The sequence below is a fragment of the Klebsiella sp. P1927 genome, assembly GCF_018204675.1.
Classification (GTDB): Bacteria; Pseudomonadota; Gammaproteobacteria; order Enterobacterales; family Enterobacteriaceae; genus Klebsiella; species Klebsiella pneumoniae.
In genome coordinates, this window is sequence record NZ_CP073377.1 from 817,379 (window position 1) to 834,503 (window position 17,125).

Consider the following 17,125-nt stretch of genomic DNA (forward strand, 5'->3'; position numbering starts at 1 on the left):
TTTTAAGCAACAAACTTCAGTACGCAGCCGGGCGCGATGGCGTCCGGCACCGGGCCCGCCACATGGACGGTACCTGGGAACTCCGCTTCACGATGGCCGTCAAAGCGCAGGGTGATGTGGCCCAGCTCGCGCAGGTTTTGTTCAGCGACCTCGCCGACGGCGGTCACCGGGTAGCGCTGTTCGCCAAGCTGCAGCTCTGCCCCCGGCTGCAGCGTGCCAGCAAGCTTGCCGTGGTTGTGAATAAAGCAGTACTCTTCGATATCCGCCGGGGCGCCCTCGCGGAAGGTGATCAGCATTTGCTCTTCCAGCGCCATCGTCGCGCAGGCGCCGATGTGCGTAATGGTGGTCTGGTAAATCACAGTCATCTGCAGGAACCTCTTACTGGTAAATAAATCCGGAAACGAACCACGCGATCAGCACCGTTGGTGCGCCGGTCAGAAAGCGGCTGACCAGCACCGACGGCACGCCGACGCGCACGGTATCCTGGCGGGCTTCGGCTAGCGACAGGCCTACCGGAATAAAATCGCAGGCGGCCTGGGCGTTAATGGCGAATAGGGCGGGCAGGGCGAGGTGCGGCGGAATGTTGCCGAGGCCGATTTGAACGCCGATCAGCACGCCGATCACCTGGGCAATAACCGCGCCGGGGCCGAGAAACGGCGACAGCAGCGGGAAAGAGCAAATCAGCGCCAGGGTTACCAGCCCCAGCGGATGGCTGGCGAGCGGCGCCAGGCCGTGGGCGATCCAGTCGCCGATGCCGGAGGCCATGATGATGCCGATCAGCGCCGAGACGAAAGCCATAAACGGCAGAATGGTTTTCAGCACCGTATCAATGGTGTCGCGCCCGGCCTGGAACAGCACCGCCACCACCGAACCCATGCCCATCCCGACCTTCGCCAGCAGGCCATCGCTCTGTTCAGTAATCTTCTTGCTGGTGTCGTAATCGCGACCCGCGCTCTTGTTTTCCGCCGGCGGCTCGGAAACCCCTGCGCTGTCGGGAGCGATGCACTGGATGTTGTCCTCTTTGACGCCGGAGACATAAATATCTTCCGTGATGTACTGGGCCAGCGGCCCTGATTTGCCGGTGGCATGGATATTCACCGTCGGGATGCGGCGCTTAGGATAGAGCCCGCAGCGCAGGGTGCCCCCGCAGTCGATAATCGCCACGCCGATGTCGCTTTCCGCTGGTTCCCCCTCTTTAAACCCGTCCACCGGCTGCCAGCCGGTCAGGCTGGCGATGCGGTCAACGATCGCCGGGCGGGTGCCGGCGGTGATATAGACGATCTTTTTGCCTTCGACGGCGTCGAGCTCAAGCGGGCCGCCCCAGCCGCCGGTGCCTTTCTCTATACGAATACGGGTCATGATGTCGCTCCTGACAGATGCACTTTCTGGGAAAGCTGAATCGCCATTTTTCTCTCGAAAATCGAGGTGGTCAGGTCGGTGACCCAGCCGCGGAAGAAGTTAGTCACCAGCCCGACCAGCAGGTAGCTCACCGCCAGCGGACCGAGCGGTAGGCCGAGGGTAGTGAGGCCGTTGGCGATGCCGAGATAGACGAACAGCTCGCCGGGGTTGATATGTGGAAACAGTCCGTTCATTGAGTGGCAGCTATACGACGCCGCCGCGTAATAGCTGGGCTTGTACTTCTCTGGCATAAACCGACCGAGGCTTAACGTCATTGGGTTACAAAACACGAAGGTGCCGATGCAGGGTAGCAGCAGGTAACGGGAGATTGGGTTTCCGGCGCAGCGCTGCGCCAGCTTCTCGATCCGCTGCTGGCCGATAAAGTTGATCAGCGCGTTCATGATCACCAGCAGGCTGATCAGCAAGGGGAGGATCCCGGTCACCATGCCGGTAAATACCTCGCCGCCTTTCTGAAACAGGCCGATAAACCACTCCGCGCCGTGGGTCACGACGTCAATCATTGTTCTCTCCTTCAGCATGTTATTTTTCTTGCTAATCGCAGGCTGATTTTAATCATTTTGAAGGTTTAAAAGTGTTAAATGGATCGCAAAATGAAAGATAAATATTTTATTTTGAAAGATGATGCGGGCGAGATGAAATATTGCAGGGCATGAAAGCACGCAGGGGAGGAGCCGTTGAAGGACTATTTTGTCTACAAACAGATTGTCGCTTTCTTGTTGGTCGTCGCATGCTTTACCATAATTATCCCTTGCTGAATTTGTTAAACGGAATTCCCATGTTGAAGCGTCGCTATCTGGCTTTACTTCCCCTTTGTGTGCTCCTCGCTGCCTGCAGCAGCAAACCCAAGACCCCCGCGGAAACGGAGATGGCGAGTGGAACCGGCGGCTTTTTGCTGGAACCGCAGCATAACGTGATGCAGATGGGCGGCGACTTCGCCAACAACCCGGCGGCGGCGCAGTTTATCGATAAGATGGTGGCGAAGCACGGCTTCGACAGGCAGCAGCTGCAGGAGATCCTGTCGCAGGCAAAGCGCCTGGATTACGTCCTGCGGCTGATGGATCGTCAGGCGCCGACCGGCCTGCCGCCAACCGGGCCGACCGGCGCCTGGCTGCGCTACAAGAAACAGTTCATTACCCCGGATAATGTGCAGAACGGCGTGGTGTTCTGGAATCAGTATCAGGACGCGCTTAACCGCGCTTATCAGGTTTACGGCGTGCCGCCGGAAATCATCGTCGGCATTATCGGCGTGGAGACTCGCTGGGGCCGGGTGATGGGCAAAACCCGGATCCTCGACGCGCTGGCGACGCTGTCGTTTAGCTACCCGCGCCGCGCCGAATACTTCTCGTCGGAGCTGGAAACTTTCCTGCTAATGGCGCGCAGCGAAAGCGACGACCCGCTGGATCTGAAAGGCTCTTTCGCCGGGGCGATGGGCTACGGTCAGTTTATGCCGTCCTCCTATAAGCAGTATGCGGTCGATTTTAACGGTGACGGACATATCAACCTGTGGGACCCGGTGGATGCTATCGGCAGCGTGGCCAACTACTTCAAACAGCATGGCTGGGTGAGCGGCGATCTGGTGGCGGTGCAGGCGCTGGGGCAGGCCCCGGGGCTGGAGAATGGTTTCAAGACTAAATACAGCGTTTCGCAGCTGGCGGCCGCAGGGCTGACCCCGACCCAGCCGCTGGGTAACCATCAGCAGGCCAGCCTGCTGCGGCTGGACGTCGGCACCGGCTATGAGTACTGGTACGGGCTGCCGAACTTCTACACCATCACCCGCTACAACCACAGCACCCACTACGCGATGGCTGTCTGGCAGCTGGGCCTGGCGGTTGCGCAGGCCCGCGGCGGTTATTAATCCTTTCATCCGGCTGACAATTTCCCAGCCTCCCCGGATAGCGGCGCGTAGCGCCTTATCCGGGCTACGGTCTGGTATCCGGTTGCTAGCCCCGGTAAGCGCAGCGCGACCGGGGGATGACGCCGGGGAGGCCGCGCTTATCTTCCCGTTTTTTCCCGTCTCCATGCCTCTTGTTGACCTTTGTTACATTTCCGCTGAATGACGCTGATTTACATTCTTTCTTCGCTTCGTTATTGTTATGTTATAACATTAAATTGAGGCGGGGATATGTTCACATCGATTTTTATGGCATCCGGCGCGGTGCGCGCGGCTATCGCAGGCGTGCTGCTGGCGGCGCTATGGTTAGCAACCTGGTGGGCGGTGACGCTGCCATGATTGAACTGGAGCAGCTGGTCGCCGGCTATGACGGGGTAGCGATCACCCCTCCGCTGAGCGGGATGATATGCCCCGGCAGCCTGACGGCAATTGTTGGCCTCAATGGCTGCGGAAAATCAACGCTGCTGAAAACCCTCGCCGGGTTTCTTCCGCCGGTCAGTGGCCGCCTGCGCTGGCAGGGAACACGGCCGGTGATCGGCTGGCTGGCGCAGCGCCATGCCCTCGAGTCGCAGTTTCCTCTCAACGTGCAGGATGTGGTAAGCCAGGGCGCATGGCCCGGCGTGTCGCTGCTGCGCGGTCTGGGGGGCGGCACCCGGCGACGCATCGGCGCGGTGCTGGAGCGGGTCGGGCTGGCGGGCCTGGCGAAAACGCCGATCGAAGCGCTCTCCGGCGGCCAGTTTCAGCGCATGCTATTTGCCCGGGTGATGGTGCAGCAGGCGCCGCTGGTGATGCTCGACGAGCCCTTCACCGGTATCGACGAAGCGACCAGTCGCGAACTAATGGATTTGATCCTCGAGATGCACCGGCAGGGACAGACCATCCTGGCGGTGCTGCATGATAACCAGCGGGTGGCCGACTTTTTCCCCGAGACGCTGCTGCTGACTCCCCAGCGCGCCTGCTGGGGCGCTACCCGGGCGGTGCTCCCGGCCTTCAGTCATGTGAGGTCGGCATGATCTGGCACACCTTCTTTCAGCCTTTCATTGAATTCGGCTTTATGCGTCGGGCCCTCGTGGTGTGTCTGGCGCTGTCGCTGAGCACCACCATGCTGGGCGTCTTCCTGCTGCTGCGGCGCATGAGCCTGATGGGCGATGCGCTGTCGCACGCCATTCTCCCCGGCGTGGCGGTGGGGTATCTGCTGAGCGGCATGTCGCTGCTGGCCATGACCCTCGGCGGCTTCATCGCCGGCATCGTGGTTGCCCTGGTGGCCGGGTGGGTGAGCCGGCGGACACCGTTAAAAGAGGACGCCAGTTTTGCCGGATTTTATCTGGGCTCGCTGGCCCTGGGCGTCACCCTGGTGTCGCTGCGCGGCTCCAGCGTGGACCTCCTGCATCTGCTGTTTGGCTCCATTCTGGCGGTCGACCGCGATGCGGCGCTGTTTGTCAGCGGCGTCGCCAGCCTGACGCTATTGTGCATTGCGCTGTGCTACCGCGGTCTGGTCTGCGAGGCGTTCGACAGCGCCTGGCTGCAGGTGAATCACCGGCGGCTGCCTGCGCTGCTGCATGGGCTTTTTCTGGCGCTGCTGGTGCTTAATCTGGTGGCCGGGTTTCAGGTGCTCGGCACGCTGATGGCGGTAGGGGTAATGATGCTCCCGGCGGTCGCCGCACGCTGCTGGGCGCGCACGCTGCCGGGCATTCTGCTGCTGGCGGCGGGAATGGGCGCGCTCTGCGCCTGGCTGGGATTAAGCCTCTCCTGGGCGATTAGTCTTCCCGCCGGGCCCGCTATTGTGCTGACCGCCAGCGCACTGTTTTTTGTTTCGCTATTTTTTGGCACGCGCAGCCGGCTGCTGGTCGGTTGGCGCACATTGATGGGGTAAGGAAATGATGAAACGTAGTGCAATAGTGGTCGCGCTGGCCCTCGGCCTGATGGCGCAGGGGGCCATGGCGAAAACGCTGAATGTGGTAAGCAGTTTTTCGGTGTTGGGTGATATAGCGCAGCAGGTCGGCGGGGAGCATGTCCATGTGGATACCCTGGTCGGCCCGGACGGCGATCCGCACACCTTCGAACCGTCGCCGAAGGATAGCGCGCTGCTCAGCAAGGCCGACGTGGTGGTGGTTAACGGCCTGGGGCTGGAAGGGTGGCTGGATCGCCTGATTAAGGCCTCTGGTTTTAAGGGCGAGCTGGTGGTGGCATCGAAAGGCGTCAAGACCCATACCCTTGATGAAGAGGGTAAAACGGTGACCGATCCCCACGCCTGGAACAGCGCAGCGAACGGCGCATTGTATGCGCAGAATATCCTCGATGGTCTGGTGAAAGCCGACCCGGAAGATAAAGCGGCGTTGACCAGCAGCGGCAAGCGCTATATCGACCAGCTGACGTCTCTCGACGGCTGGGCGAAAGCGCAGTTCAGCGCCATTCCGCTGGCCAAGCGCAAGGTCCTGACCAGCCATGACGCTTTCGGCTATTTTGGCCGGGCTTACCACGTGACCTTCCTCGCGCCACAGGGGCTCTCTTCAGAGAGCGAGGCCAGCACGGCGCAGGTGGCGGCGCTGATTAAGCAAATCAAAGCGGATGGCGTCCATACCTGGTTTATGGAGAACCAGCTTGACCCGCGGCTGGTGAAGCAGATTGCCAGCGCCACCGGCGCGCAGCCGGGGGGCGAACTCTATCCGGAAGCGCTGTCTAAGCCGGGCGGCGTCGCCGATAGTTACGTCAAAATGATGCGTCACAACGTTGAGCTTATCGCTAAAAGCATGAAGTAACAGGTTGTCTGGTCGTCCTGGTTATCACAGGACGACCCATTTCTGGATCCCCCCTCGTAAAATCGCCACTTCATCCCCATATCTCTGTCGAAAGTGCTATCTTTGATGGCCTCTTTATCCAGAGCAAAGCGGGGCGATAATGACCGATTCAGAATTAATGCAGCTAAGCGAGAAGATTGGCCGGGCGCTGAAGGCGCGTGGGGCGACGGTGACCACGGCGGAATCCTGTACCGGCGGCTGGATTGCGAAAGCGATCACCGATATTGCCGGCAGCTCGGCGTGGTTTGAACGCGGCTTTGTCACCTACAGCAACGAAGCTAAATCGCAAATGATCGGCGTCAGCGAAGCGACGCTGCGCGACAACGGCGCGGTAAGCGAACCGGTGGTGGTGGAGATGGCGATTGGCGCGCTGCGCGCGGCGCGTGCGGATTATGCCATCTCCGTTAGCGGCGTCGCCGGGCCGGATGGCGGCAGCGTCGAAAAGCCGGTCGGCACGGTATGGTTCGGCGTCGCCAGCGTGAGCGGGCAAGGGGTGACGCGGCGGGAATGCTTTGCCGGAGACCGCGAAGCGGTGCGTCGTCAGGCGACGGCCTATGCGCTAAATCTGCTCTGGCAACAATTTCTACAAAACACTTGATACTGTATGACCATACAGTATAATTGCCTCAACTGAACAAATATTAACGGCGAAGCGAACACGCTTTACCCTGCATGATTAGGAGTAACAATGGCGATCGACGAAAACAAACAGAAAGCGTTGGCGGCTGCACTGGGCCAGATCGAAAAGCAATTCGGTAAAGGCTCCATCATGCGCCTGGGTGAAGACCGCACCATGGATGTGGAAACCATCTCCACCGGCTCGCTTTCTCTGGATATCGCGCTGGGCGCCGGCGGTCTGCCAATGGGCCGTATCGTCGAGATCTACGGTCCGGAATCCTCCGGTAAAACCACCCTGACGCTGCAGGTTATCGCCGCAGCGCAGCGCGAAGGTAAAACCTGTGCGTTCATCGATGCTGAACATGCGCTGGATCCGGTCTATGCACGCAAACTGGGCGTCGATATCGACAACCTGCTGTGTTCTCAGCCGGACACCGGCGAGCAGGCGCTGGAGATCTGTGACGCGCTGGCGCGCTCCGGCGCGGTTGATGTTATCGTCGTCGACTCCGTCGCGGCGTTGACGCCGAAAGCGGAAATCGAAGGCGAAATCGGCGACTCTCACATGGGCCTTGCGGCGCGTATGATGAGCCAGGCGATGCGTAAGCTGGCGGGTAACCTGAAGCAGTCCAACACGCTGCTGATCTTTATCAACCAGATCCGTATGAAAATTGGCGTGATGTTCGGTAACCCGGAAACCACTACCGGTGGTAACGCGCTGAAGTTCTACGCCTCTGTGCGTCTGGACATTCGCCGCATCGGCGCGGTGAAAGAGGGCGACAACGTCGTCGGCAGCGAAACCCGCGTCAAAGTGGTGAAAAACAAGATTGCCGCGCCGTTTAAACAGGCCGAATTCCAGATCCTCTACGGCGAAGGCATCAACTTCTACGGCGAGCTGGTAGACCTCGGCGTAAAAGAGAAGCTGATTGAGAAAGCGGGTGCCTGGTATAGCTACAACGGCGACAAAATCGGTCAGGGTAAAGCGAACGCGATCACCTGGCTGAAAGAGAACCCGGCGGCGGCGAAAGAGATTGAGAAGAAAGTGCGCGAACTGCTGCTCAACAATCAGGATGCGAAGCCAGACTTCGTTGTTGACGGCAACGACGCAGAAGAAACCGAACAGGATTTCTGATATCGTCTGCAAGACTGACAGGGCTGCTTAGGCAGCCCTTTTGCTTTGTGAGATTATCGAGGTGCCTGTGACTGAACCTTCATCACGCCGCTCCGGCTACGCCCGCCTGCTGGACCGTGCTATCCGCATTCTGGCGATGCGCGACCACAGCGAGCAGGAGCTGCGACGCAAGCTGGTCGCTCCGGTGATGAGCAAAAACGGTCCTGAGGCGCTGGACGCCACCCCCGACGAGCTGGAGCAGGTTGTCGCCTGGTGTATCGAAAACCGCTACCTTGACGACAACCGCTTCGTCGGCCAGTTCATCGCCAGCCGGAGTCGCAAGGGCTATGGTCCGGCGCGCATTCGCCAGGAGCTCAGCCAGAAAGGCATTGCGCGCCAGGTCGTTGACCAGGCGATGCGCGAATGCGATATCGACTGGGTGAGCCTTGCCAGGGAGCAGGCACAGCGTAAATACGGCGAACCGTTACCTTCCGCCTTTACTGAAAAAGTGAAAGTTCAGCGATTCCTGCTTTACCGCGGCTACCTGATGGAAGATATCCAGGAAATCTGGCGAAATTTTGCAGATTGACCCATCCGGGATTTTACTTCGCCGTAAAGAAAACTTATCTTATTCCCACTTTATTCCGTCGGGCCGCTGGTTGTGACTGTGCAGGCAGCGGCCTGGGCGATTATTCCTTTACACAAAATCATTCAAGCTGCATCAGGGCGGCAAGAGAGACTCTCTTTCGCAACGTACGTCAGTTCGGTGCCGGAAGAGCAAGCGCAGCCAGGACAGAGGCGACTTGAAGGATGACGTGTAGCTTGATTTCAGGATAATTATGAGCAAGAGCACCGCTGAGATCCGTCAGGCGTTTCTCGACTTTTTCCATAGCAAGGGACATCAGGTAGTTGCCAGCAGCTCCCTGGTGCCGCACAACGATCCGACCCTGCTGTTTACCAATGCAGGGATGAACCAGTTCAAGGATGTCTTCCTTGGTCTCGACAAACGTAATTATTCGCGTGCGACCACCGCACAGCGTTGCGTGCGTGCGGGTGGTAAACACAACGATCTGGAAAACGTCGGTTACACCGCGCGTCACCACACCTTTTTTGAAATGCTGGGCAACTTCAGCTTTGGCGATTACTTCAAGCAGGATGCCATCAAATACGCGTGGGAACTGCTGACCGGTGAGAACTGGTTCGCGCTGCCGAAAGAAAAACTGTGGGTTACCGTTTACGAGACCGATGACGAAGCTTTCGACATCTGGGCCAATGAAGTAGGCGTTCCGCGCGAGCGTATTATCCGCATCGGCGACAACAAAGGCGCGCCGTTTGCTTCTGACAACTTCTGGCAGATGGGCGACACCGGTCCGTGCGGCCCGTGCACCGAAATCTTCTTTGACCACGGCGATCACATCTGGGGCGGCCCTCCGGGAAGCCCGGAAGAAGATGGCGACCGTTACATTGAGATTTGGAACATCGTCTTCATGCAGTTCAACCGTCAGGCTGACGGTACCATGGAGCCGCTGCCGAAGCCGTCCGTCGACACCGGTATGGGTCTGGAGCGTATTGCCGCGGTGCTGCAGCACGTTAACTCCAACTATGACATCGACCTGTTCCGCGATCTGATCGCCAGCGTGGCGAAAGTCACCGGCGCGACCGATCTGACGAACAAGTCGCTGCGCGTTATCGCCGACCACATTCGCTCCTGCGCCTTCCTGGTTGCCGACGGCGTGATCCCGTCGAATGAAAACCGCGGCTACGTGCTGCGTCGTATCATTCGCCGCGCGATCCGTCACGGCAACATGCTGGGCGCGAAGGACACCTTCTTCTGGAAACTGGTTGCCCCGCTGATCGATGTGATGGGCTCCGCCGGCGACGAGCTGAAGCAGCAGCAGGCTCAGGTTGAGCAGGTGCTGAAAACCGAAGAAGAGCAGTTTGCCCGCACCCTCGAGCGCGGCCTGGCGCTGCTGGATGAGGAGCTGTCGAAGCTGAAAGGCGACACCCTGGACGGCGAAACCGCCTTCCGTCTGTACGACACCTACGGCTTCCCGGTCGACCTGACCGCCGATGTGTGCCGCGAGCGCAACATCAAGGTTGATGAAGCTGGTTTTGAAGCCGCGATGGAAGAGCAGCGCCGCCGCGCGCGCGAGTCCAGTGGTTTCGGCGCCGACTATAATGCGATGATCCGCGTTGACGGCGCCTCTGAATTTAAAGGCTACGATCATCTGGAGCTGAACGGCAAGGTTACCGCCCTGTTTATCGACGGCAAAGCGGTGGATAGCGTTAGCGCTGGCCAGGAAGCGGTGGTGATCCTTGATCAGACCCCGTTCTATGCGGAGTCCGGCGGCCAGGTGGGCGATAAAGGCGAATTAAAAGGCGCGGGCTTCTCCTTCGCAGTCAGCGACACGCAGAAGTACGGCCAGGCTATTGGTCATATCGGTAAAGTCGCCAGCGGCACACTGAAAGTGGGTGACGCGGTGCAGGCCGACGTAGATGAGGCTCGCCGTCAGCGTATCCGTCTCAACCACTCCGCGACGCACCTGATGCACGCGGCGCTGCGCCAGGTGCTCGGCACCCATGTGGCGCAGAAAGGTTCGCTGGTCAATGATAAAGCGCTGCGCTTTGACTTCTCGCATTTTGAAGCGATGAAGCCGGAAGAAATTCGTGCGGTGGAAGACCTGGTCAACGCGCAGATCCGTCGTAACCTGGCTATCGAAACCAACATTATGGATATCGATGCCGCGCGCGCATCCGGCGCCATGGCGCTGTTTGGCGAGAAATACGACGATCGCGTGCGCGTTCTGCGGATGGGCGACTTCTCCACGGAGCTGTGCGGCGGGACTCACGCGGCGCGTACCGGCGATATCGGCCTGTTCCGCATCACGTCAGAGTCCGGCACCGCTGCTGGCGTGCGCCGTATCGAAGCGGTGACTGGCGAAGGCGCGATGGCCATCCTGCATGCGCAGAGCGATCAGCTCAATGATATCGCTCAGCTGCTGAAGGGTGACAGCCACAATCTCGGCGAGAAGGTTCGCGCCGCGCTGGAGCGTACCCGTCAGCTGGAAAAAGAGCTGCAGCAGCTGAAAGAGCAGGCTGCGGCGCAGGAGAGCGCAAACCTCTCCAGCAAAGCGGAAGAGATTAACGGCGTTAAGCTGCTGGTCAGCGAACTGACCGGCGTTGAGCCGAAAATGCTGCGTACCATGGTTGACGATCTGAAGAACCAGCTCGGTTCGACGATCGTTGTATTAGCTACGGTAGCGGATGGTAAGGTTTCTCTGATTGCAGGTGTGTCTAAGGATGTGACAGACCGCGTGAAAGCAGGGGAGCTGGTTGGTATGGTCGCTCAGCAGGTGGGCGGTAAAGGGGGCGGTCGTCCGGATATGGCGCAGGCCGGTGGTACCGATGCGTCTGCTCTCCCTGCAGCGTTAGCCAGTGTGAAAGGCTGGGTCAGCGCAAAACTGTAATAACTATAAACGCATTTACCCTAAATAATTCGAGTTGCAGGAAGGCGGCGACGCAGCGAATCCCCAGGAGCTTACTCTAGTAAGTGACTGGGGTGAGCGAGGAAAGCCAACACGCATGCAACTTGAAGTATGACGGGTATAGGTGCCATAACCAGAGGGTTGCGGCACCTTGCGTCAGAAACACTGATAACGATAAAGTCGGGTTGAAATTGTGTATATCGGCTAAACTTAGGTTTAACAGAATGTGATGCCATGACTGCTTATACCCTAAGGTATTTGTCATCGCTTACTTTTTGGCGTTATATGATGGATAATGCCGGGATACGAGAGACCCGACTCTTTTAATCTTTCAAGGAGCAAAGAATGCTGATTCTGACTCGTCGAGTTGGTGAGACCCTCATGATTGGAGATGAGGTCACTGTGACAGTTTTAGGGGTGAAGGGTAACCAGGTTCGTATTGGCGTAAACGCCCCTAAAGAAGTGTCTGTTCACCGTGAAGAGATCTACCAGCGTATTCAGGCTGAAAAATCCCAGCAGTCCAGTTACTAAGGTTTCCGCGCCTCGCTGTGCAGTGAGGCGCATCACTTACCGCCGCTTTTTCCCTTTTTCTGTTTTTTCCCCCTGCGCCATACCGCTTTTCATTACCCTTTGCCGCTTTGGTCGTTTGGCGTTATGCCAGCGTCAGGGCTGATTTCCTGTTGATAAATTGCCCTTTTTGCCGTTTTTGCATGCGAATTGCGTGCGAAGTGTGCAAACGAAAAAAGGTCTCGAAAAAGTGTTTGACTTATAAGTACCAGAAAGTAATATGTGCGCCATCGCAGCGACGAAGAGCAGAAACAAGTTCTTCGAAGCACTCGAAAGAGGCGTGTGTGGTGAGGTGGCCGAGAGGCTGAAGGCGCTCCCCTGCTAAGGGAGTATGCGGTCAAAAGCTGCATCCGGGGTTCGAATCCCCGCCTCACCGCCATTTTGCATCCGTAGCTCAGCTGGATAGAGTACTCGGCTACGAACCGAGCGGTCGGAGGTTCGAATCCTCCCGGATGCACCATCTTCTTTCTGAATTAAGAGAGAAGAGCGCTGTGAAAGCAGCGGCCCGCAGTGCGAGGCATAATCGAGTCACTCTACCGATTAGGCCATCATACTCAGTGTGGCATGTGTTAGTTGTGACACTGACGCGTAGTAAAGCAAGTTTCCCGATGCATCCGTAGCTCAGCTGGATAGAGTACTCGGCTACGAACCGAGCGGTCGGAGGTTCGAATCCTCCCGGATGCACCATTCTTTAATAAGAATGGCAAATCGCGAAATTTGATATCAGAATTACAGCAGTAATCCCGATGCATCCGTAGCTCAGCTGGATAGAGTACTCGGCTACGAACCGAGCGGTCGGAGGTTCGAATCCTCCCGGATGCACCATATTCTCCTTGATAACAGCGACGATGTTGTTTTATGGTCTGCGAAATTATCGCCAGCACCAGGGAGGATAACGTTGCGTAAGCAACGGCCCTTAGGGCGAGGCGCAGCCGAGTAATCCTCCCGGATGCACCATATTCTCCTTAGTAACAGCAACATTGTTGTTATCTGGTTTGCGAAACCATCGTAAGTGCCAGGAGAGTAACCCCGCAGTAAAATAGCTTTCCCGATGCATCCGTAGCTCAGCTGGATAGAGTACTCGGCTACGAACCGAGCGGTCGGAGGTTCGAATCCTCCCGGATGCACCATATTCTCCTTAGTAACAGCGACGATGTTGTTTTATGGTCTGCGAAATCATCGCCAGCACCAGGGGGGATAACGTTGCGTAAGCAACGGCCCAAAGGGCGAGGCGTAGCCGAGTCATCCTCCCGGATGCACCATATTCTCCTCAGTAACAACGACGATGTTGTTGCGTAGGCTGCGAAATTATCGCAGCACCCGTTCTGAATGCATAATCTTCACTCTTCTCTCACCATCCCGATTACCTCGTTTTCCATCACTGGCTTCATCCTGACTTTTTTATTGGCAAGACGCGCTTTCCACTATAATTTATCCTTGTATATCAGCGTTATCAGGCTGAGATAAATGCAAGGAGAGAAATCCATGAAATGGTTCAAAGCAATACCTGCTTTTTGCGCGACGCTGCTGGTAACGACGGCCCTCGCTGGCTGTGCGGGATCGGCTACAAAGGAGAGTACGGGCGGCTATATTGACGATACCGTGGTGACCACCAAGGTGAAAACGGCGCTCTTTAACGATAAAGACATTAAGTCCTCAGAAATTAGCGTCCAGACCTTTAAAGGCCGCGTCCAGCTGAGCGGATTTGTCTCCTCCGCGGAGAGCGCTAAACGAGCCGTAGAAGTCACACGCCGAGTGCAGGGCGTGCGAATGGTCGAGAACGATCTGCGTATTAAATAAGGCTGGTTATCCGGCCTAATTTTTGGGGGCGCCTGAGGGCGCCTTTGTCGTCTGCGCCGCTGGCCGCGACAACGGCGGGCTTTTGCGTTACAGTAATCATTCCCAAACCGGTTGGTGAGAAGACAATGTACGAAGGTTACGCAGGACTGATCTTTGATATGGATGGCACCATTCTCGATACCGAGCCGACCCATCGGCAGGCATGGAACGAGGTGTTGGGCCGCTACGGTATGCGTTTCGACGAACAGGCGATGGTCGCGCTCAATGGCTCACCAACCTGGCGAATCGCCCAGGCGATTATCGAACTCAACCAGGCCGATCTCGATCCACATCGCCTGGCGCAGGAAAAAACCCAGGCCGTCAAAGCGATGCTGCTGGACAGCGTACGCCCGTTGCCGCTGATTGAGGTGGTTAAGGCATGGCACGGCCGTCGCCCGATGTCGGTGGGAACCGGCAGCGAGAGCTCCGTCGCCGAAGCGCTGCTGGCGCACCTGGGGCTGCGTCATTACTTCTCCGCGGTGGTGGCGGCCGATCATGTGGTCAACCATAAACCCGCGCCCGATACCTTCCTGCTGTGCGCCGAGCGCATGGGCGTCGCGCCGGAAAAATGCGTCGTCTTCGAAGATGCCGACTTTGGTCTGCAGGCGGCGAAGCGCGCGGGAATGGACGCAGTTGACGTGCGTTTGCTGTGAGCGACGCGCTGTCACTCACCTCGCTGTTTGCCAGTAGCTTTTTAAGCGCCACGCTGCTCCCCGGCAATTCGGAGGTTGTGCTGGTGGCTATGCTACTTGCGGGGGTCAGTCATCCGTGGTGGTTAGTATTAATAGCAACAATCGGCAATAGCCTTGGAGGGGTAACTAACGTTATTCTGGGGCGCTTGTTTCCGCTGCGCAAAACCTCGCGCTGGCAGGAGCGGGCGGCCGGCTGGCTTAAGCGCTACGGCGCGGTCACGCTCTTACTGAGCTGGGCGCCGGTTGTCGGCGATTTACTGTGTTTGCTGGCGGGATGGATGCGCATTTCCTGGGGACCGGTACTCTTTTTCTTATGCCTTGGTAAGGCGCTGCGCTATATCGCTATTGCGGCAGCGACGCTTCAGGGCATGACGTGGTGGCACTAATTGGACTGACAGTTCATCCATTACAATTATGCTTATTCAAACGATTTCGACAGGCGGGAGGTCAAATTGATCCCGGACGTATCACAGGCGCTGGCCTGGCTGGAAAAACATCCGCAGGCTCTGCAGGGTATTCAACGTGGTCTGGAGCGGGAAACGCTGCGCGTGAACGCAGACGGCACCCTTGCAACGACCGGTCACCCTCCGGCGTTAGGCTCAGCGCTAACGCATAAATGGATTACCACCGATTTTGCCGAAGCTTTACTTGAGTTCATTACGCCAGTAGATGGCGATATTGAGCATATGCTGACCTTTATGCGCGATGTCCATCGCTATACCGCGCGTCAGCTTGGCGACGAGCGGATGTGGCCGCTGAGCATGCCATGCTATATCGCCCCCGGTCAGGATATTGAGCTGGCGCAGTACGGCACCTCTAACGTGGGGCGCCTGAAAACGCTATATCGCGAGGGGCTGAAGAACCGCTATGGCGCGCTGATGCAGACTATCTCCGGCGTGCACTATAACTTCTCCCTACCGATGGCCTTCTGGCAGGCAAAATGTGGTGTGGAAGATGCCGAGAGTGGTAAAGAGGCCATTTCGGCGGGCTATTTCCGCTCAATTCGTAACTACTATCGCTTTGGCTGGGTGATCCCCTATCTGTTTGGCGCCTCGCCGGCGATTTGCTCCTCATTCCTGCAAGGCAAACCGACAACGCTGCCCTTTGAGGAAACGGGCAACGGCATGTATTACCTGCCGTATGCCACCTCGCTGCGCCTCAGCGACCTTGGTTATACCAATAAGTCGCAAAGCAATCTCGGAATTACGTTTAACGATCTGCACGAGTATGTGGCAGGATTGAAGCGGGCGATTAAAACGCCGTCGGAAGAGTACGCCAAAATCGGGCTGCAGAAAGACGGCAAGTATCTGCAGATCAACAGCAACATTCTGCAGATTGAAAATGAACTTTATGCGCCGATCCGCCCGAAACGCGTCACCCGTCGGGGCGAAACCCCGTCCGATGCGCTGTTGCGCGGTGGTATTGAGTATATCGAAGTGCGTTCGCTGGATATCAATCCGTTCTCGCCGATCGGCGTTGACGCCCAGCAGGTGCGTTTCCTCGACCTGTTTATGGTCTGGTGCGCGCTGGCCGACGCGCCGGAGATGAGCAGCGATGAGCTGCTGTGCACCCGCACCAACTGGAATCGGGTTATTCTGGAAGGGCGTAAGCCGGGCTTAACGCTGGGGATTGGCTGCGAAAGCGCGCAGTTCCCGCTGGCTCAGGTGGGCAAAGATCTGTTCCGCGATTTACGCCGCGTGGCGCAGACCCTGGACAGTATCCACGGTGGCCAGGCATATCAGCAGGTCTGCGACGAGCTGCTGGCCTGCTTGGACGATCCGGAATTAACCTTCTCAGCCCGCATTCTGCGTTCTATGATTGAAGAAGGCATTGGCGGTACCGGCCGTGCGCTTGCCGATCGTTACCGGACGCAGCTGCGCGAAGAGCCGCTGGAGATCCTGAGCGAAGACGATTTTATCGCCGAGCGCGACGCGTCGGTGGCGCGACAGAAGAAAGTGGAAGCTGAAGACAGCGAGCCGTTTGAGGCGCTGCTGGCGCGGCACGCGTAGCGCTGGAAAAGAAAAAGGCCACATCACTGTGGCCAAACTTTCATCTCTGATTCAGGGATGATGATGATAATAAATGCGCGTCTTTCATATACTGAGACTCGCGGCTGAACAAAGAGTTCATTTTATTTTAAAAAAATTCACTCCCGGAGGTGACGAATGCCGTTGTTAGATAGTTTCACAGTCGACCATACCCGAATGGAAGCCCCAGCGGTGCGTGTCGCGAAGAAAATGAACACGCCGCATGGCGATGAAATCACCGTTTTCGATCTGCGCTTCTGCGTACCGAACCAGGAAGTGATGCCGGAACGCGGTATCCACACCCTGGAGCATCTGTTCGCGGGCTTTATGCGCGATCATCTGAACGGGAATGGCGTGGAAATTATCGACATTTCGCCAATGGGCTGCCGCACCGGCTTCTATATGAGCCTGATTGGTACGCCGGACGAGCAGCGCGTCGCTGACGCCTGGAAAGCGGCGATGGCCGATGTGCTGAAGGTGAAAGATCAGAACCAGATCCCGGAGCTCAACGTCTACCAGTGCGGGACTTACACCATGCACTCGCTGGAAGAGGCCCAGGACATCGCTCGTCATATCATTGAGCGCGATGTGCGCATCAACAGCAACGACGAACTGGCGTTGCCGAAAGAAAAACTGCAGGAACTGCACATCTAGTGCTTCCGCCACGGCCCGACGCCTGTC

At 57.7% G+C, this 17,125-nt stretch carries 17 protein-coding genes and 5 tRNA genes; 19 read left to right on the top strand and 3 right to left on the bottom strand.

Annotation, left to right across the window (positions count from 1 at the left end):
- Window positions 1–2: 2 nt before the first annotated feature.
- The 3 genes from srlB to KB892_RS04210 are packed head-to-tail and all read right to left on the bottom strand — an operon-like array spanning window position 3 to window position 1,919.
- Window positions 3–365 (bottom strand): PTS glucitol/sorbitol transporter subunit IIA, encoded by a 363-nt coding sequence (gene srlB, locus KB892_RS04200; RefSeq protein WP_002914814.1) that lies wholly within the window; start codon window positions 363–365, stop codon window positions 3–5.
- 13 nt (window positions 366–378) lie between these two features.
- Window positions 379–1,359 carry a PTS glucitol/sorbitol transporter subunit IIB gene (locus tag KB892_RS04205; RefSeq protein WP_004149462.1) on the bottom strand — a complete coding sequence of 327 codons (981 nt, stop codon included), beginning with the start codon at window positions 1,357–1,359 and terminating at the stop codon, window positions 379–381.
- Window positions 1,356–1,919 (bottom strand): PTS glucitol/sorbitol transporter subunit IIC, encoded by a 564-nt coding sequence (locus tag KB892_RS04210; RefSeq protein ID WP_002914812.1) that lies wholly within the window; start codon window positions 1,917–1,919, stop codon window positions 1,356–1,358. The genes KB892_RS04205 and KB892_RS04210 overlap by 4 nt, the downstream gene beginning before the upstream one ends.
- A gap of 275 nt (window positions 1,920–2,194) precedes the next feature.
- Between KB892_RS04210 and mltB the strand changes: the two genes are divergently transcribed.
- From mltB to luxS, 19 genes are all read left to right on the top strand, one after another.
- Window positions 2,195–3,274: a lytic murein transglycosylase B gene (mltB, locus tag KB892_RS04215; RefSeq protein WP_004174694.1), complete on the top strand. Its 1,080-nt coding sequence runs from the start codon at window positions 2,195–2,197 to the stop codon at window positions 3,272–3,274.
- A gap of 338 nt (window positions 3,275–3,612) precedes the next feature.
- Window positions 3,613–4,323, top strand: a complete 711-nt coding sequence (locus KB892_RS04220) for a metal ABC transporter ATP-binding protein (RefSeq protein ID WP_004217109.1) — start codon at window positions 3,613–3,615, stop codon at window positions 4,321–4,323.
- Window positions 4,320–5,183, top strand: a complete 864-nt coding sequence (locus KB892_RS04225) for a metal ABC transporter permease (protein ID WP_002914775.1) — start codon at window positions 4,320–4,322, stop codon at window positions 5,181–5,183. The genes KB892_RS04220 and KB892_RS04225 overlap by 4 nt, the downstream gene beginning before the upstream one ends.
- Window positions 5,184–5,190: 7 nt before the next feature.
- Window positions 5,191–6,069, top strand: coding sequence for a metal ABC transporter substrate-binding protein (locus KB892_RS04230; protein ID WP_002914773.1), 879 nt, complete (start codon window positions 5,191–5,193; stop codon window positions 6,067–6,069).
- Between the two features lie 139 nt (window positions 6,070–6,208).
- Window positions 6,209–6,706: a nicotinamide-nucleotide amidase gene (pncC, locus tag KB892_RS04235; protein ID WP_002914771.1), complete on the top strand. Its 498-nt coding sequence runs from the start codon at window positions 6,209–6,211 to the stop codon at window positions 6,704–6,706.
- A gap of 90 nt (window positions 6,707–6,796) precedes the next feature.
- Window positions 6,797–7,855, top strand: a complete 1,059-nt coding sequence (gene recA / locus KB892_RS04240) for a recombinase RecA (RefSeq protein ID WP_002914769.1) — start codon at window positions 6,797–6,799, stop codon at window positions 7,853–7,855.
- Window positions 7,856–7,922: 67 nt separating this feature from the next.
- Complete coding sequence (gene recX / locus KB892_RS04245) at window positions 7,923–8,423, top strand: recombination regulator RecX (protein ID WP_002914767.1); 501 nt, start codon at window positions 7,923–7,925, stop codon at window positions 8,421–8,423.
- Window positions 8,424–8,673: 250 nt separating this feature from the next.
- The gene (gene alaS / locus KB892_RS04250) at window positions 8,674–11,301 is read left to right on the top strand and encodes an alanine--tRNA ligase (protein ID WP_002914765.1); all 2,628 of its coding nucleotides are present in this window, start codon (window positions 8,674–8,676) and stop codon (window positions 11,299–11,301) included.
- 363 nt (window positions 11,302–11,664) lie between these two features.
- Window positions 11,665–11,850, top strand: a complete 186-nt coding sequence (csrA, locus tag KB892_RS04255) for a carbon storage regulator CsrA (protein ID WP_000906486.1) — start codon at window positions 11,665–11,667, stop codon at window positions 11,848–11,850.
- A 322-nt stretch (window positions 11,851–12,172) separates the two neighbouring features.
- Window positions 12,173–12,265: transfer RNA gene (locus KB892_RS04260), tRNA-Ser, on the top strand.
- A gap of 4 nt (window positions 12,266–12,269) precedes the next feature.
- Window positions 12,270–12,346, top strand: a tRNA-Arg gene (locus tag KB892_RS04265).
- Between the two features lie 150 nt (window positions 12,347–12,496).
- A tRNA-Arg gene (locus tag KB892_RS04270) sits at window positions 12,497–12,573 on the top strand.
- A gap of 61 nt (window positions 12,574–12,634) precedes the next feature.
- Window positions 12,635–12,711 (top strand) — tRNA-Arg (locus tag KB892_RS04275).
- Window positions 12,712–12,939: 228 nt separating this feature from the next.
- Window positions 12,940–13,016: transfer RNA gene (locus KB892_RS04280), tRNA-Arg, on the top strand.
- Window positions 13,017–13,371: 355 nt separating this feature from the next.
- Window positions 13,372–13,686, top strand: a complete 315-nt coding sequence (locus KB892_RS04285) for a BON domain-containing protein (protein WP_002914359.1) — start codon at window positions 13,372–13,374, stop codon at window positions 13,684–13,686.
- 125 nt (window positions 13,687–13,811) lie between these two features.
- Complete coding sequence (gene yqaB / locus KB892_RS04290; RefSeq protein ID WP_002914357.1) at window positions 13,812–14,378, top strand: fructose-1-phosphate/6-phosphogluconate phosphatase; 567 nt, start codon at window positions 13,812–13,814, stop codon at window positions 14,376–14,378.
- The gene (locus KB892_RS04295; RefSeq protein WP_002914355.1) at window positions 14,375–14,803 is read left to right on the top strand and encodes a YqaA family protein; all 429 of its coding nucleotides are present in this window, start codon (window positions 14,375–14,377) and stop codon (window positions 14,801–14,803) included. Before yqaB ends, KB892_RS04295 begins: the two co-directional genes overlap by 4 nt.
- A gap of 66 nt (window positions 14,804–14,869) precedes the next feature.
- Complete coding sequence (gshA, locus tag KB892_RS04300) at window positions 14,870–16,426, top strand: glutamate--cysteine ligase (RefSeq protein ID WP_211778021.1); 1,557 nt, start codon at window positions 14,870–14,872, stop codon at window positions 16,424–16,426.
- Window positions 16,427–16,582: 156 nt separating this feature from the next.
- Window positions 16,583–17,098 carry an S-ribosylhomocysteine lyase gene (gene luxS, locus KB892_RS04305; protein ID WP_002914351.1) on the top strand — a complete coding sequence of 172 codons (516 nt, stop codon included), beginning with the start codon at window positions 16,583–16,585 and terminating at the stop codon, window positions 17,096–17,098.
- Window positions 17,099–17,125: the final 27 nt, after the last annotated feature.